A 16007-nucleotide genomic window follows, 5' to 3' on the forward strand; every position below is an offset into this window, starting at 1 on the left:
AGCTGCTCTGCCTTACACTGCGCGCCTATGACCAACATCCCCCTGACCGAAATTACCGAACCCGCCGTCACCTGTTCGACGTGCGCGGCATGCTGCTGCCAACTGGAAGTGATGTTGATCACCGACACCGGTGTGCCCGAGCGCTTTATCGACACCGATGACTGGGGCGGCGAGGTCATGCTGCGCCTCGATGATGGCTGGTGTGCAGCGCTGGATCGCAACACCATGATGTGCACCATCTACGAAAAGCGTCCGCTGATTTGCCGCGAGTTCGAGATGGGTGATGTTGAATGCCTGAACGAGCGTCAAGGCATCACAACCGCCTATCGGTAGGGGTTTGATCCCTTGCAGGAGCGAGCTTGCTCGCGAGCTTTTGCGGTATGGCATATCACGCTGAAAAGCTCGCGAGACAAGCTCGCTCCTACAGGGAAGGCGTACGTTACAGCGGCAGACTGGATCGCAACACCATGATGTGCACCATCTACGAAAAGCGTCCGCTGATTTGCCGCGACTTCGAGATGGGTGATGTTGAATGCCTGAACGAGCGTCAAGGCATCACAACCGCCTATCGGTAGCGGTTTGATCCCTTGTAGGAGCGAGCTTGTCTCGCGAGCTTTTGCGGTATGGCATATCACGCTGAAAAGCTCGCGAGACAAGCTCGCTCCTACAGGGAAGACCTACGTTACAGCGGCAGACTGGATCGCAACACCATGATGTGCACCATCTACAAAAAGCGTCCGCTGATTTGCCGCGAGTTCGAGATGGGTGATGTTGAATGCCTGAACGAGCGTCAAGGCATCACAACCGCCTATCGGTAGCGGTTTGATCCCTTGTAGGAGCGAGCTTGTCTCGCGAGCTTTTGCGGTATGGCATATCGCGCTGACAAGCTCGCTCCTACGGGGAAGACGTACGTTACAGCGGCATTGTGTAATGCAGGGCGTAGCTCTCTATACCGTCGTTGGTGCTCGATAGCCCGGCATTGGAGTAATGAGTCGCTCGAATACCCACTTCATGCCCACCGGTAAAGCGCAGGCCAAAACCCAGGCGATCTTCAAACTGGAAAGCCGTCCCCAGCTTGTTGCCCTCAACTTCAGTGTGGGAAAACGCTGCGACCCCGATGCCGGCCTCTACATAAGGCTTGACCGTTTCACCGGCAAACTCGTACACAAATACAGGCGAGAACGACAAGCTGTGGTTCGCAGATGACTTGTCACCTTCCCAGTAGGTGTAAGCCCCATCCCAATAACCTGTAAGACGACCAACATCACTCTGCAGCCAGCTCTTGTCCCAATCGGACTTCAAGCCCAGCCGATAAGTCATGGTCGATTCACTGGTGTGCCCTACCCCAAACTCGATACCGGCCGCTTGTGCTGTGTAGCTGTGCCCCAGAACAGAGGCTGCCAGCGCAGCCAGGCAAAAAAATCGCTTCATAAGAAAATCCCGCTTCCGTATGCAAAGATCATTGTTGTGTGCCTCATCAGACAAGCGCTAAGAATCCAGTCTCCGCCCGAAAGTTCAACCGTCTTGAACCTTTTCACACTTTTTTCACAAACCGAAGCTTTGCACACTCCCTGATTTATTCCACAACAGCGGCAGGATATTTTGCATGTGCTCCGGCGAGGCGCTGGTCCAGAACTGTGTTAGCCGGGCGGGGCCCGCTGCCAGCAGGCTTCTTTCACTCAACAACCGCTTGAGCTGGCGAGCCACTGCGGCGCCGGTGTCGATCAGGATGATCGAAGACGGCAGCATCTGGCTCAGCAGGGGCTTGAGGAAGGGGTAATGGGTGCAGCCGAGAATAATGGTGTCGCAACCCGCCGCCACCAGCGGTTCGACATAGCCGCGCAACAGGGTTCGCAGCTCGTCGCTGTGCAAGTCACCGGTTTCAATCAGCTCTACCAGCCCCGGACACGGCTGGGTGATCACCCGTACATCGCTGGCAAAGCGGTCAAGCAAGGCGGCAAATTTGGCACTTTGCAAAGTACCAGTGGTTGCAAGTACCCCCACCACCCCGCTGCGTGTGGCCGCAGCAGCCGGTTTGACCGCAGGCTCCATACCGACGATGGGCCAGTCGGGGTAAGACTGACGCAACTGCGCAACGCCGGCTACGGTGGCGGTGTTGCATGCCAGCACCAGAGCTTTAGCCCCCTGGCGCTGAAAAAAATCCGCCATCACGGCGCAGCGCTGGCGAATAAATTCAGGACTTTTTTCGCCGTAGGGAATGTGACCGCAGTCCGCCACATATAGCAGTGACTCATTGGGCAACAGACCATGAATCTCCCGCAGCACCGACAGACCGCCGACACCGGAGTCGAAAACACCTACCGGTGCTTCATTCATGGCCCGTACCGCATACGCTGCACCCGGGATCGCGCTTGACTCGCAGTTCGCGAAACCGCGTGCCCAGGGCATCGATCAACAACAGACGCCCTACCAGCGGCTCACCAAAGCCGGCCAGCAGTTTCAGGGCTTCGAGGGCCTGCAGACTGCCGACCAAGCCTACCAGCGGGCCTATGACTCCGGCTTCACTGCAGGTCAGTTCGTCTTCGCTGCCATGACCATACAAACAGTGGTAGCAAGGGCTCGCCGGCTGGCGGGAGTCAAACACCGACAACTGCCCCTCAAGGCGAATTGCCGCACCACTGACCAGTGGTTTGCGTTCCACGAAGCAGGCCGCGTTCACGGCTTCGCGGGTGCCGAAGTTGTCGCAGCAATCGAGTACCAGATCAACCTGCGACACGGCATCTGCCAACGTGTCGGCATCCAGTGCCGAACGGTGGGCAACAAGCTTGATTTGCGGGTTTATCGCGGCCAGACGCTGCATGGCCGAATCGACTTTGCTCTGGCCGATGCTGGCGCTGTCATGAATGATCTGGCGTTGCAGGTTGGTCAGGTCGACGCTGTCAAAATCGGCCAGGTGCAGCTCGCCAACCCCGGCAGCCGCCAGATAGAGCGCCACTGGCGAACCCAGCCCGCCCACACCGACGATCAGTACACGGCTGTTTTTCAGCTTGAGCTGACCTTCGATATCGACCTGTTGCAGCAGGATCTGTCGGCTGTAGCGCAACAGTTCCTCATCGCTCAGCACGGCAGGCGACCCAGGGTGATGCGTTCGTGGGTGCCCAGGTCCTTGCGGCTTTCGACCTGTGCAAAACCTGCACCCGATAACAGCTGGCGAACAGCGTCGGCCTGATCGTACCCGTGCTCGAGCATCAACCAGCCCCCTGGATTCAGGTGTTGTGGCGCGGCCTGGATAATTTCGCGAATGTCGTCCAGACCATCGACACCGGCGACCAATGCGCTTTCAGGCTCGAAACGCACATCGCCCTGGGCCAGGTGCACGTCGCCCGCGGCAATATAAGGCGGGTTGCTGATAATCATGTCGAAGCGCTGATCAGCCAACGCACTGAACCAGTGGCTGGTCAGTACATGGACGTTTTCAAGCTGTAGGCGCTGACGGTTACGCTCGGCCAGGGCTACGGCTTCAAGTACCCGATCGACCGCAGTGACGTGCCACGCAGGGCGTTCACTGGCCAGGGCCAGGGCAATTGCACCGCTGCCGGTACCTAAATCCAGAACCCTGGCGGGGCTGGCGGGTAGCAGATCCAGCGCAGTTTCGACCAGCAGTTCGGTATCAGGACGGGGAATAAGCGTGTGGGGCGCAACTTCAAGGTCCAGCTTCCAGAAGCCCTGCTGACCCAGAATGTAGGCAACAGGCTCACCGGCACGACGACGCAGCAGGTAGCCGGAAAAGGTCAAAGCCGATTCGCTGCTGACAATTTTTTCGGGCCATGTGTGCAGGTAACTGCGCGACTTGCCCAGGGCTGCGGCCAGTAACAGTTCCGCATCCAGGCGCGCCGTTGGCGAGTCTGGCAGTTCTGCGGCACGCAACAAGCTGGCAATAATGGTCATTTACTCACCCAGGGCCGTCAGTTGGTCAGCCTGAAATTCCGCTAATAACGGCTCAATAACGGCATCAACACCGCCAGCCAGTACATCATCCAGGGAATACAGGGTCAGATTGACACGGTGGTCGGTGACCCGCCCTTGTGCAAAATTGTAAGTCCGGATGCGCTCGGAGCGATCCCCCGAGCCCACCAGGGATTTTCGTTCGCTGGCAATCGCATTGGCAGCGGCGCTGGTTTGCTGGTCATTCAATTTAGCCGAAAGCCAGGACATCGCCCGCGCCCGGTTTTTATGCTGGGAACGCTCTTCCTGACACTCCACCACGATGCCCGATGGCAAGTGCGTGATGCGAATGGCCGAGTCGGTCTTGTTAACGTGCTGACCACCCGCGCCCGAAGAGCGATAGGTATCGACGCGCAAGTCGGACGGGTTGATCTCGATCGCTTCTTGCTCGTCCGGCTCCGGCAGTACCGCCACGGTGCACGCAGAAGTATGAATCCGCCCCTGGGATTCGGTCGCCGGTACCCGCTGTACGCGGTGTACCCCCGACTCGAACTTCAGCTTGCCGTAAACATTCTCGCCTTCAACCCGGGCAATGACTTCTTTGTAGCCGCCATGCTCGCCGCTGTTTTCCGACAGAATTTCCAGCTTCCAGCCACGACGCTCAGCGTAACGCGAGTACATGCGGAACAGGTCACCGGCAAAAATGGCCGCTTCATCGCCGCCGGTTCCGGCGCGAATCTCAAGGAATACGTTGCGCCCGTCGTTCGGGTCTTTTGGCAACAGCATGCGTTGCAGGTCTTGTTCCAGCTCGAGCAGCCGTTCTTTGGCTTCGCGGACTTCTTCAACCGCCATTTCGCGCATGTCCGGATCGTTATCCTTGAGCAACGCCTGGGCGCCCTCAAGGTCGGCCTGTACCTTGAGCCACTGCCCGTAGGTTGCAACAATGGGCTCTACTTCCGCGTATTCCTTGGAATAGGCACGGAATTTGGTCTGATCAGAGATGACTTCGCCATCGCCAAGCAACGCGGTCAGTTCTTCAAAACGGTCCTGGAGGATGTCCAGCTTATTCAGCAGTGACGCTTTCATTACTATTTTTTATCCGCAGAGCTATCCGATGAGCCCTCACCGAGGGCAAAAAGTTCTTGGGCCATGGCCAGCGCATCGAGGCGGCCTTCGGCGGAAAGCTTTTTCAGCTGCACGCTGGGTGCGTGCAGCAATTTATTGGTCAGGCCGCGTGCCAGTTGTACCAGCACGTCTTCGGGATTGCTGCCGTTGGCGAGCATCCGCTGGGCCTTTTGCAGTTCTTCATCACGCAGGCGCTCGCTTTGCTGGCGATAGGCTTTGAGCACATCCACTGCCGCCAGCTCACGCAAACGCACCATGAAGTCTTCAGCACCAATGCTGACCAGCGCTTCCGCTGCCTGGGCTGCGCCCTGGCGACTCTTGAGGTTTTCCGCGACCACTTCGTGCAAGTCATCGACGGTGTAGAGGTAAACGTCGTCCAACTCGCCGACTTCTGGCTCGATATCCCGGGGGACGGCGATATCCACCATGAAAATGGGTTTGTGCTTGCGCAGTTTCAAAGCGCTTTCCACCGCGCCTTTGCCCAGAATCGGCAATTGGCTGGCGGTGGAGCTGATCACGATATCGCTGTGCACCAGCTCCTGGGGAATGTCCGACAGCAACACCGCGTGCGCACCGAACTGTTCGGCCAGAGTACTGGCACGCTCCAGTGTACGGTTGGCCACGACTATGCGTTTTACCCCCAGCTCATGCAGGTGACGGGCGACCAGGGTAATGGTCTCGCCGGCGCCGATCAGCAGGGCCTGACTGCGCTGCAGGTCGCTGAAAATCTGCTTGGCCAGGCTCACGGCGGCAAACGCCACCGAAACCGGGTTTTCACCGATGGCGGTGTCAGTGCGCACTTGCTTGGCCGAGTTGAAGGTCGCTTGAAACAGCCGCCCCAACAAAGGCCCGACCGTGCCCGCCTCACGCGCCACGGCATAGGCCGATTTCATCTGGCCGAGAATTTGTGGCTCGCCCAACACCAGCGAGTCCAAGCCTGAAGCCACACGCATCATGTGACGAACGGCAGCATCGTCTTCATGGACATAGGCACAGGCACGTAATTCTTCGAGGCTCAGATGGTGATAGTCGGCCAGCCACTTCAGCACCGAGTCTGCCGAAAGGTGGTCCTGTTCTATATATAGCTCGCTGCGATTGCAGGTGGAGAGGATCGCAGCTTCGCGGCTGTCGGTGTGTCGGCAGAGTTGCTGCAAGGCCTCAACCAACTGCTCTGGAGTAAAAGCCACGCGCTCGCGGACGTCTACTGAAGCAGTCTTGTGGTTAATACCGAGTGCGAGGAAGGCCATTCAAGATCGCTGATGATGACGAGAAGCCGACAATTGTCCTACTTCGCCAGATTCAGAACAACCATTGCTGACTATTGTCTCTATAGTTAAGTTCTCTTGAAGCCCAATTATCAAACATCCATTGACCCAGATATTCGATAGTCGCACCTGTTAGGGTTTGCCCTGTCGCATGTGTCATGATGCCCGGACCGCAGGTAAGTCGCCCTTCTCCTATATGAATAGATCCTCCGCGTTGCTCCTCTCTCTCGTCCTTCTCAGTGGCTGCCAGGCTTTGGCCCCCACGTCACCGGATGATTCATCGCCGGCTGAAGAGGCTACTTCCACTCCGGAAAAACCCACGGTTTATGGCTCGTTCAGCGAAGAAACGCTGTACAGCCTGCTGAGCGCGGAGCTGGCCGGCCAACGTAATCGTCTGGATATCGCTCTCGACAACTACGTCACCCAGGCGATCAATACGCAAGATCCCGGCATTGCCGAGCGCGCCTTGCGAATTGCCGAGTACCTGGGCGCCGATCAGGCCGCTCTCGATACATCGCTGATCTGGGCTAAAAACGCGCCGGACGATCTTGAGGCACAACGTGCGGCTGCCATTCAGCTGGCGCGCAACGGTCGTTATGACGACGCCATGGTGTACATGGAGAAAGTCCTGCAGGCCAAAGGCGACACTCACTTCGACTTTTTGGCCCTGTCGGCTTCAGAAACAGATGCCGATACCCGTGCCGGCCTGCAGAAAAGCTTTGATCGCCTGCTGGTCAAGCACCCGGACAACGGCCAGCTGATTTTCGGCAAGGCCTTGCTGATGCAACAGGACGGTGACACTGAAGGCGCCCTCAAGTTGCTGGAAAAGAATCCGCCCCAGGATGGCGAAGTCGCCCCGGTGTTGCTGCGGGCCCGTTTGCTGCAAAGCCTCAATCGCGGTGATGAAGCCCTGCCGCTGCTGAAAAAAAGCATTCGCCAGTACCCCGATGACAAACGTTTGGGGCTGACATACGCGCGCACCCTGATTGAACAGAACCGCATGGCCGAGGCCAAAACGCAGTTCGCCAGCCTTGCAGAGCAGTACCCTGAAGACGATGAGCTGCGCTTCTCGCTGGCGCTGATTTCCCTCGAAGGTAAAAACTGGGATGAAGCCCAGGGCTATCTGGAAGAATTGATCGAGCGCGACAGTCATGTCGACTCTGCGCACTTGAACCTGGGTCGCATTGCCGAAGAGCGCAATGACCCACAGGGCGCTCTCGCCGAATATGCCCTGGTAGGTCCCGGCAATGACTATTTGCCCGCGCAACTGCGTCAGGCCGATATTCTTGTCAGCCACGGCCGCGCAGATGAAGCCTCGAAAAAACTGGCCGCCGCCCGCGATGCGCAGCCGGACTACGCCATCCAGCTGTACTTGATAGAAGCAGAGACCCTGGCCGCGAACAATCAGACCGATCGGGCCTGGAATGTCCTGCAGCAGGCACTCAAACAGTATCCCGATGATCTGAACCTGCTGTATTCACGCGCCATGCTGGCCGAGAAGCGCAACGATCTGCAACAGATGGAGCGCGATCTGCGCGCAATCATCCAGCGCGAACCCGACAATGCCATGGCATTGAACGCGCTGGGTTATACCCTTTCAGATCGAACCACCCGCTATGCCGAAGCCAAAGTGCTGATCCAGCAAGCTTACGACTTGAACCCGGACGACCCGGCCGTGCTCGATAGCCTGGGCTGGGTCAATTTCCGCCTGGGTAATCTGGATGAGGCGGAACGTTTGCTGCGCCAGGCCCTCGAACGCTTCCCGGACCAGGAAGTGGCTGCGCATCTGGGCGAAGTTCTGTGGGCCAATGGCAAACAGCGCGAGGCCAAGCAGATCTGGAGCAAGTTCCTTAAAGAAAATCCTGAAAGCCCAATCCTGCGCAAGACCGTGTTGCGCCTGACCGGATCGGAGAGTCTTTAAATCATGTTATTTCGTCATCTGCGTCACCTGATTGTCTTTGGCCTGATTGCCCTCCTCGCCGGCTGCGCGGGTTTTGGCGCCCGTGAATCGGTTGAGGGCCACGGCAGCCCGGCCCTGTGGTCAGAACATAAACAGCAACTGACCCAACTCGACGGCTGGCAAATCAACGGCAAGGTCGGAATTCGCGCACCAAAGGATTCAGGCAGCGCCACGCTGTTCTGGCTGCAACGTCAGGACTATTACGATATTCGCCTGTCGGGCCCGCTGGGCCGGGGCGCTGCCCGCCTGACCGGTCGTCCCGGAAAGGTCAGCCTGGAAGTCGCCAATCAGGGCCGCTATGAAGCGACTTCGCCCGAAGAATTGCTGGGCGAACAGTTGGGCTGGAGCCTGCCGGTATCACATCTGGTGTGGTGGGTGCGCGGCTTGCCAGCACCGGACAGCAAAAGTCGCGTGACCCTGAATGCCGATAGCCGCCTGGCGAATCTGGAGCAGGATGGCTGGAAAATCGAATATTTAAGCTACGTCGAACAGAACGGCTTCTGGCTGCCCGAGCGGGTCAAGCTGCATGGCCCGGATCTGGACGTCACCCTAGTGGTTAAAGATTGGCAACCCCGTCAGTTAGGTCAATGACATGCAAAAAGATGCTCTGGTTTTGCCCTCCCCGGCGAAACTGAATTTGATGCTGCACATTCTCGGCCGTCGCGAAGATGGCTATCACGAACTGCAAACGCTGTTTCAATTCCTCGACTACGGCGATGAAATGACGTTTTCAGTACGTGATGATGGCGTTATCTGCCTGCACACCGATTTTCCCGGAGTCCCGCACGATGCAAACCTGATCGTGAAGGCGGCAAAAAAACTTCAGGAACAATCCGGCTGCTCCCTGGGAATAGACATCCGGATCAAAAAAGTCTTGCCCATGGGCGGCGGCATCGGAGGCGGCAGTTCGAATGCGGCAACCACGTTGCTGGGACTCAATCATCTTTGGCAACTGAACTGGAGCCTCGATCGACTTGCAGCACTGGGCCTGAGCCTGGGGGCTGACGTCCCGGTTTTCGTACGCGGCCACGCCGCTTTCGCTGAAGGTGTTGGCGAAATTCTTACACCAGTTGATCCGGAAGAACCCTGGTATTTAGTACTTGTCCCGCAAGTATCTGTAAGTACTGCAGAAATATTTTCAGATCCTTTGTTGACACGTGACTCTTTGCCCATTAAAGTGCGCCCCGTTCCCAAGGGAAACAGCCGAAACGACTGCGAAGCAGTAGTTAAGGAGCGTTATCCAGAAGTACGTAACGCTTTGAATTTGTTAGGTAAATATACCGAAGCAAAATTAACTGGAACTGGAAGTTGTATATTTGGGGCCTTCCCAAACGAAGCAGATGCTGATAAAGTGCTGCACCTTCTGACAGACACCCTTACAGGGTTTGTAGCAAAAGGAAGCAACGTTTCGATGTTGCATCGCAAGCTACAAGATCTGGCAAAGGAAACGGGTACACGGTACTCGTAGCAACAGATACAGGGGCGTCGCCAAGCGGTAAGGCAGCAGGTTTTGATCCTGCCATGCGTTGGTTCGAATCCAGCCGCCCCTGCCATTTCTTATACTCATCCAGGTTACCCTCAGCCTTCAGGTACTGCGCGTGTCCAAGATGATGGTCTTTACGGGGAACGCTAACCCCGATCTGGCTCGGCGTGTCGTACGTCAGCTGCATATCCCACTCGGTGACATCTCTGTCGGAAAATTTTCTGACGGCGAAATTACCGCTGAGATTAATGAAAATGTCCGCGGTAAAGACGTTTTCATCATTCAGCCGACTTGTGCTCCGACCAACGATAACCTGATGGAACTCGTCGTGATGGCTGATGCCTTCCGCCGCTCCTCAGCTACTCGTATTACTGCTGTTATTCCTTACTTTGGTTATGCCCGTCAGGATCGCCGTCCGCGTTCCGCACGTGTGGCTATCAGCGCAAAAGTTGTCGCTGACATGCTTACCGTAGTCGGCATCGATCGTGTTCTCACGGTTGATTTGCATGCTGACCAGATTCAGGGTTTCTTCGATATTCCTGTAGATAACATCTATGGCTCCCCAGTTCTGGTGGATGACATCGAAGATCAGCGCTTTGAAAACCTTATGATTGTGTCCCCGGATATCGGCGGCGTCGTGCGTGCACGTGCTGTTGCCAAATCCCTGGGCGTCGATCTGGGTATCATCGACAAACGCCGTGAGAAAGCCAATCACTCGGAAGTGATGCATATCATTGGTGATGTCGAAGGGCGTACCTGTATTTTGGTTGATGACATGGTCGATACCGCCGGCACTCTGTGCCATGCGGCTAAAGCCTTGAAAGAGCATGGCGCTTCCAAAGTGTTCGCCTACTGCACACACCCTGTGCTGTCGGGTCGGGCAATTGAGAATATCGAAAATTCCATGCTGGATGAGCTGGTGGTGACTAACACCATTCCGCTGTCCGCTGCCGCACAAGCCTGTACGCGTATCCGTCAACTGGATATCGCACCGGTTGTGGCTGAAGCGGTTCGCCGCATCAGCAACGAAGAATCGATCAGTGCGATGTTCCGATAAGGGCCCTGCCCTTCTCTGACATCCCGCTGACGAAAAGCGCCCCGCCCCAGCAGCCTGTTGGGGCGGGGCTTTTTTGCCCATACCGTCCATAGCGCTGGTCGCAAACGCTAGGCCGGATGTGGTTATTTTGGAGATACAACATGAACGATTTTACTCTGAATGCTGAAGTGCGTTCCGACCTGGGGAAAGGTGCGAGCCGCCGCCTGCGTCGTCTCGCAAGCCTGGTTCCAGCTGTAGTTTACGGTGGCGAAAAAGCCCCTGAATCCATCAGCATGCTGGCTAAAGAAGTTGCCAAACTGCTCGAAAACGAAGCTGCTTACAGCCACGTTATCGAACTGACCGTTGGCGGCGTCAAGCAAAACGTAATCATCAAAGCTCTGCAGCGTCACCCGGCTAAAGGCCACGTGATGCACGCTGACTTCGTACGCGTTATTGCTGGTCAGAAGCTGACTGCAATCGTACCGGTTCACTTCATCGGTGAAGCTGCTCCGATCAAGAAAGGCGGCGAGATCTCGCACGTTGTTGCTGAAATCGAAGTTAGCTGCCTGCCAAAAGACCTGCCTGAATTCATCGAAGTTGACCTGGCTAACGCCGAAGTCGGCTCGATCATTCACCTGTCTGACATCACCGCCCCTAAAGGCGTTGAGTTCGTAGCTCTGGCTCACGGTAACGACCTGGCAGTAGCCAACGTTCACGCGCCACGCGTTGCACCAGAAGCAGACGCAGAGTAATTCATTACTCTGTCGTTGGAGTTATGAGAAACATCGCGAGCTAACACGCAGCGAGTAAAGCGGACAAGATCGCGAAGTTTACTCATGTAAACCCGCTTTTTTGTCCGCTTTCGCCGCTAACTGTCAGTGGCGATGTTATCCACAACTCCATAGAAGGGCCCTTGTCGTGACCGCCATAAAACTGATCGTTGGCCTGGGAAATCCAGGCACCGAATACGAACAGACCCGGCATAACGCAGGGGCCCTTTTTGTTGAGCGTCTCGCGTCGGCAAACGGGGTCAACCTCGTTGCGGACCGCAAGTATTTTGGCCTGACCGGGCGTTTCAGCCACCAGGGTCAGGATGTTCGTCTGTTGATTCCCACCACCTATATGAACCGAAGCGGCCAGGCCGTTGCGGCGCTTGCCGGTTTCTACCGCATTGCGCCTGAATCCATATTGGTGGCCCACGACGAACTCGATCTCCCACCCGGCGTTGCCAAGCTCAAACTGGGCGGCGGCCATGGAGGTCATAACGGACTGCGCGACATCATTGCGCAACTGGGAAACAACAATAATTTCTACCGTCTGCGGCTCGGCATTGGCCACCCAGGCGTCGCCAGCATGGTGTCCAATTTTGTTCTGGGTCGAGCGCCTCGCGCCGAACAGGAAAAACTGGACGCCAGCATCGATTTTGCCCTCGGCGTGCTGCCGGATATCCTCGCCGGGGAATGGAACCGTGCGATGAAAAACCTGCACAGCCAGAAGGCCTGACTCTTTATCCGAGGGGAAACACCATGGGATTTAACTGCGGCATCGTCGGCTTGCCTAACGTCGGCAAGTCCACCCTGTTCAACGCCCTGACCAAGTCTGGTATTGCGGCCGAGAACTTCCCCTTCTGCACGATCGAACCGAACACCGGTATCGTGCCGATGCCCGACCCACGCCTGGAGGCACTGGCTGCCATCGTCAAACCCCAGCGCGTACTGCCCACCACCATGGAGTTCGTTGATATCGCAGGCCTGGTGGCCGGCGCGTCGAAAGGCGAAGGGCTGGGCAACAAGTTTTTGGCCAACATCCGTGAAACCGATGCCATCGCTCACGTGGTCCGCTGTTTTGAAGACGAAAACGTGATCCACGTTTCCAACAGCGTTGACCCCAAGCGCGACATCGAAATCATCGACCTTGAGCTGATCTTCGCCGACCTCGACAGCTGCGAAAAGCAACTGCAGAAAGTCGCGCGCAACGCCAAAGGCGGTGACAAGGACGCAGTCGCTCAAAAAGCCCTGCTGGAGCAGCTGATTGCCCACTTCACCCTGGGCAAGCCGGCACGCAGCCTGATCAAGAACATGGACGCCGATGAGAAACAAATCATCAAAGGCTTCCACCTTCTGACCACCAAGCCGGTGATGTACATCGCCAACGTGGCTGAAGACGGCTTCGAAAACAACCCGTTGCTCGACGTAGTGCTGGCCATTGCCGAAGAAGAAGGCGCGATCGTGGTTCCGGTCTGCAACAAGATCGAAGCCGAGATTGCCGAGCTCGATGACGGCGAAGAAAAGGACATGTTCCTTGAAGCCCTGGGTCTTGAAGAGCCAGGCCTGAACCGCGTGATCCGTGCCGGTTACGAAATGCTTAACCTGCAAACCTACTTCACTGCCGGTGTACAGGAAGTACGCGCCTGGACCGTGAAAGTGGGCGCTACCGCTCCGCAGGCTGCCGGCGTGATCCATACCGACTTCGAAAAAGGCTTTATCCGTGCCGAAGTCATCGCCTACGACGACTTCATCAAGTTCAACGGTGAAGCCGGTGCGAAAGAAGCCGGTAAATGGCGTCTGGAAGGCAAGGAATACATCGTTAAAGACGGCGACGTATTGCACTTCCGCTTCAACGTGTAAAACACCACACGTATAAAAAAACCGCGCCCAGGCGCGGTTTTTTTTGGTCCCGGGTTTGTTCAGGCGCCCTCCCGCACTCTGCCGGGCAGTAAGGGTCTATGGTTAATGCCATCCTTCACCAAGATCGGGAGCATCGATGATCCCCAGTGCCAAATCCCTCAGTAACTATGCAGACTCCATTGCAGACAAAGTCAAAACACGTTGGGCCTCAGGTTGGCGCGACGCTCTGGCATCGGCCATCGCGGCTGCTCTGGCCTGGATTCTCGCCAAATATTTCTTTGGCCATGTACACCCGGTGTTTGCCGCCATCAGCGCCGTCGTCTGCCTGGCCCCCGGCCTGCCCAGCCATGGCAAGCAAGCCTTGGGTTTGATGCTGGGGGTAGCCACCGGGATTATCGTGGGCGAGGCCGCCTTGTGGCTGCCGGACTCCTACCCCTTGCTGCGAATCGGCTTTGCCACGTTCTTTGCTATCGCCATTGCAGCCCTTTACGGCCAGGGCCCCGTGGTGCCGATTCAAGCCGGGGTCTCTGCAGTATTGATGCTGGCCGTCGGCCCTGAAAGCGCAGGCTTTGTGCGCATGCTGGATGTGGTGGTCGGGGCGTCCGTGGGCTTGATCTTCAGCCAGATATTGCTTACGCCCAACCCCATCGGAATCATTGATAGCTCGGCAAAAGACCTGCTGGAAAAACTCGCCTCGGGCTTCAGCAAAAGTCTTCAGGCCCTCGAAGCAAAGGACGCGGCCAAGGCTCAAAGTGCGGTGCAGATCTTCTCTCGCGCTCACGACAGCCTGATTGCCCTGGAAAACGGTATCAGCATGGCTCGCAACACCGCGCGCTGGACGCTGCGCGGGCGCTTTGTATCCCGTGAGGTAAAGGACATTGCCGGGCGTTACGAACGTCACGCCGTGCGCCTGTACGCCAGCTCCCTGCTGTTCGCCGAAGCCTTTGCCGATGCCTTGCGCAAGGAGCAAGGGCCACCACCGGCCTCGCTGCATGAACGGCTGAGCAACGTCGCCGCAGGATGTGCATCCATCGCCAGGGATGATGAGCGGCCAGAGTTGGTGGCGGTGTCCAAAGATCAGCTGGCAGATGCGGTTTCCGCACCGTGGCAACTGTGCTTACAGCACATGAGCACCGTTGAAAGTGCCCTGCTGACGTTTGGCTTTACCACGCAAACAGACGAAAAAAGGGTCATCGAAAATACTCGATGACCCCTGGCTGCCGCTGATCAAACTTTTTTGGTTCGTGGCAACAGGATCGCCAGCACTCCGAACAACGGCAGGTATGAACACAGCGTGTAAACGTATTCGATGCCGTGAATGTCAGCCAGATGGCCGAGCAATGCAGCACCAATGCCGCCAAAGCCGAACATCAGGCCGAAGAAGATGCCGGCGATCATCCCCACGTTGCCCGGCACCAGTTCCTGCGCGTACACCACAATGGCTGAAAACGCCGAAGCCAGAATAAAGCCGATAATGACGCTCAGGACGCTGGTCCAGAACAGGTCGGCATAGGGCAGCAGCAAGGTGAACGGCGCCACACCCAGAATCGAGAACCAGATCACCGCCTTGCGGCCGATCTTGTCACCAATGGGGCCGCCAAAGAACGTACCCGCCGCAACCGCTCCGAGAAACAGGAACAAATACATCTGCGAGTTGGCAATCGATACGCCGAACTTTTCAATCAGGAAGAAGGTGTAATAGCTGGTCAGGCTCGCCATGTAGAAGTACTTGGAGAACACCAGCAGCCCCAATACCACCAGCGCACCGATGACACGCTGCTTTGACAGGCCGTGGGTGGCCTTCTGACCGGCTTTGAGCTTGAACAGGTTCAAGTGATTGCGGTACCAGCGACTGATGACGTACAGCAGCCCTACAGCGAACAGCGCAAACAGGCCGAACCAGGCCACATTGCCCTGACCAAAAGGAATGATGATCGCCGCCGCCAGCAGCGGACCGAAGGCAGAGCCGGCATTACCGCCGACCTGAAAAGTCGATTGCGCCAGACCATAACGCCCACCTGATGCCAGTCGCGCTACCCGGGAAGCTTCGGGGTGGAAGGTTGACGAACCGACACCCACCAAAGCCGCTGCGACCAGGATCAGCGGAAAACTGCCAACCTGGGACAGCATCAAAATCCCGATCAGGGTGCACACCATGCCCGCGGGCAACAGCAGCGGATTGGGATGACGGTCGGTGTAATAACCGACCCAGGGCTGCAACAGCGAAGCGGTGAGCTGGAACGTCAGGGTAATCAGACCGATCTGGGTAAATGTCAGGTCATATTTGGCCTTGAGCATCGGGTAGATCGACGGCAGTACCGCCTGGATCAGGTCATTGATCAGATGCGCCAGCGCCACGGCACCGATGATGCGCATGACTAAGGGGCTGGATTGCGGGACAGAGGGGGACTCGGTTGTTTTTGTTTGAGCGTTGCTAAGGGACATTTTAGTTTCCGGACAACAGGTGAATGTGCACTTGCAGGTGCGTCAATGTGCCATTTTTTTACAGAAGATTTCCATTCCAGGCATGAAATCCTTAAGCAATTGATAGCACAGAGAAAAATTTCAGATATTTGCTTGACACATGTCCAGTACGAGGGAATAA

16 protein-coding genes, 1 tRNA gene and 2 pseudogenes are annotated in these 16007 nt (G+C 56.8%); 12 read left to right on the forward strand and 7 right to left on the reverse strand.

The window, feature by feature from the left end:
- The first annotated feature begins 27 nt into the window (after positions 1 to 27).
- The 3 genes and pseudogenes from JQ848_RS18740 to JQ848_RS18750 all read left to right on the forward strand — a co-directional run.
- On the forward strand, positions 28 to 333 hold the full coding sequence (locus JQ848_RS18740) for a YkgJ family cysteine cluster protein (protein ID WP_003439808.1): 306 nt from the start codon (positions 28 to 30) through the stop codon (positions 331 to 333).
- A 119-nt stretch (positions 334 to 452) separates the two neighbouring features.
- Positions 453 to 575, forward strand: a pseudogene (locus JQ848_RS18745) (YkgJ family cysteine cluster protein); the annotation flags it as partial.
- A 117-nt stretch (positions 576 to 692) separates the two neighbouring features.
- Positions 693 to 818 (forward strand): annotated as a pseudogene (locus JQ848_RS18750) (YkgJ family cysteine cluster protein); the annotation flags it as partial.
- Between the two features lie 94 nt (positions 819 to 912).
- Here JQ848_RS18750 and JQ848_RS18755 read toward each other — a convergent pair.
- The 6 genes from JQ848_RS18755 to hemA form a co-directional block, all read right to left on the reverse strand.
- Positions 913 to 1431, reverse strand: coding sequence for an acyloxyacyl hydrolase (locus tag JQ848_RS18755; protein WP_202211016.1), 519 nt, complete (start codon positions 1429 to 1431; stop codon positions 913 to 915).
- A gap of 114 nt (positions 1432 to 1545) precedes the next feature.
- Positions 1546 to 2337 (reverse strand): glutamate racemase, encoded by a 792-nt coding sequence (murI, locus tag JQ848_RS18760; RefSeq protein WP_202211017.1) that lies wholly within the window; start codon positions 2335 to 2337, stop codon positions 1546 to 1548.
- Positions 2330 to 3085, reverse strand: a complete 756-nt coding sequence (locus tag JQ848_RS18765) for a molybdopterin-synthase adenylyltransferase MoeB (protein WP_202211018.1) — start codon at positions 3083 to 3085, stop codon at positions 2330 to 2332. Before JQ848_RS18765 ends, murI begins: the two co-directional genes overlap by 8 nt.
- Positions 3079 to 3909 carry a peptide chain release factor N(5)-glutamine methyltransferase gene (gene prmC, locus JQ848_RS18770; protein WP_202211019.1) on the reverse strand — a complete coding sequence of 277 codons (831 nt, stop codon included), beginning with the start codon at positions 3907 to 3909 and terminating at the stop codon, positions 3079 to 3081. The genes JQ848_RS18765 and prmC overlap by 7 nt, the downstream gene beginning before the upstream one ends.
- Entirely contained in the window at positions 3910 to 4992 is a 1083-nt protein-coding gene (prfA, locus tag JQ848_RS18775; RefSeq protein WP_003439803.1) for a peptide chain release factor 1, read from the reverse strand. It lies immediately after the preceding gene.
- Positions 4993 to 4994: 2 nt separating this feature from the next.
- Positions 4995 to 6278 (reverse strand): glutamyl-tRNA reductase, encoded by a 1284-nt coding sequence (gene hemA, locus JQ848_RS18780; protein ID WP_003439801.1) that lies wholly within the window; start codon positions 6276 to 6278, stop codon positions 4995 to 4997.
- 214 nt (positions 6279 to 6492) lie between these two features.
- On the opposite strand from hemA, the gene JQ848_RS18785 reads away from it, so the two are divergent.
- The 9 genes from JQ848_RS18785 to JQ848_RS18825 all read left to right on the forward strand — a co-directional run bounded on the left by JQ848_RS18785 (position 6493) and on the right by JQ848_RS18825 (position 14612).
- Positions 6493 to 8217: a tetratricopeptide repeat protein gene (locus tag JQ848_RS18785; protein WP_127196070.1), complete on the forward strand. Its 1725-nt coding sequence runs from the start codon at positions 6493 to 6495 to the stop codon at positions 8215 to 8217.
- 3 nt (positions 8218 to 8220) lie between these two features.
- On the forward strand, positions 8221 to 8847 hold the full coding sequence (lolB, locus tag JQ848_RS18790) for a lipoprotein insertase outer membrane protein LolB (RefSeq protein WP_010657323.1): 627 nt from the start codon (positions 8221 to 8223) through the stop codon (positions 8845 to 8847).
- A gap of 1 nt (position 8848) precedes the next feature.
- A complete protein-coding gene (ispE, locus tag JQ848_RS18795) occupies positions 8849 to 9724 on the forward strand; it encodes a 4-(cytidine 5'-diphospho)-2-C-methyl-D-erythritol kinase (RefSeq protein WP_202211020.1) in 876 nt (291 codons plus the stop codon).
- Positions 9725 to 9734: 10 nt separating this feature from the next.
- Positions 9735 to 9809 (forward strand) — tRNA-Gln (locus tag JQ848_RS18800).
- A 45-nt stretch (positions 9810 to 9854) separates the two neighbouring features.
- A complete protein-coding gene (locus tag JQ848_RS18805) occupies positions 9855 to 10796 on the forward strand; it encodes a ribose-phosphate pyrophosphokinase (RefSeq protein ID WP_003439794.1) in 942 nt (313 codons plus the stop codon).
- A gap of 140 nt (positions 10797 to 10936) precedes the next feature.
- A complete protein-coding gene (locus JQ848_RS18810) occupies positions 10937 to 11527 on the forward strand; it encodes a 50S ribosomal protein L25/general stress protein Ctc (RefSeq protein WP_003439792.1) in 591 nt (196 codons plus the stop codon).
- Positions 11528 to 11693: 166 nt separating this feature from the next.
- On the forward strand, positions 11694 to 12278 hold the full coding sequence (gene pth / locus JQ848_RS18815) for an aminoacyl-tRNA hydrolase (RefSeq protein ID WP_003439790.1): 585 nt from the start codon (positions 11694 to 11696) through the stop codon (positions 12276 to 12278).
- 23 nt (positions 12279 to 12301) lie between these two features.
- Positions 12302 to 13402 carry a redox-regulated ATPase YchF gene (ychF, locus tag JQ848_RS18820; protein ID WP_003439789.1) on the forward strand — a complete coding sequence of 367 codons (1101 nt, stop codon included), beginning with the start codon at positions 12302 to 12304 and terminating at the stop codon, positions 13400 to 13402.
- A 136-nt stretch (positions 13403 to 13538) separates the two neighbouring features.
- Positions 13539 to 14612, forward strand: coding sequence for an FUSC family protein (locus JQ848_RS18825; protein ID WP_003439782.1), 1074 nt, complete (start codon positions 13539 to 13541; stop codon positions 14610 to 14612).
- A gap of 17 nt (positions 14613 to 14629) precedes the next feature.
- Here the strand turns inward: JQ848_RS18825 and JQ848_RS18830 are convergent, their stop codons facing one another.
- Positions 14630 to 15847, reverse strand: coding sequence for an MFS transporter (locus JQ848_RS18830; RefSeq protein WP_029612974.1), 1218 nt, complete (start codon positions 15845 to 15847; stop codon positions 14630 to 14632).
- Positions 15848 to 16007: the final 160 nt, after the last annotated feature.

The organism is Pseudomonas paraversuta, from assembly GCF_904067025.1.
GTDB classification, from domain to species: domain Bacteria; phylum Pseudomonadota; class Gammaproteobacteria; order Pseudomonadales; family Pseudomonadaceae; genus Aquipseudomonas; species Aquipseudomonas paraversuta.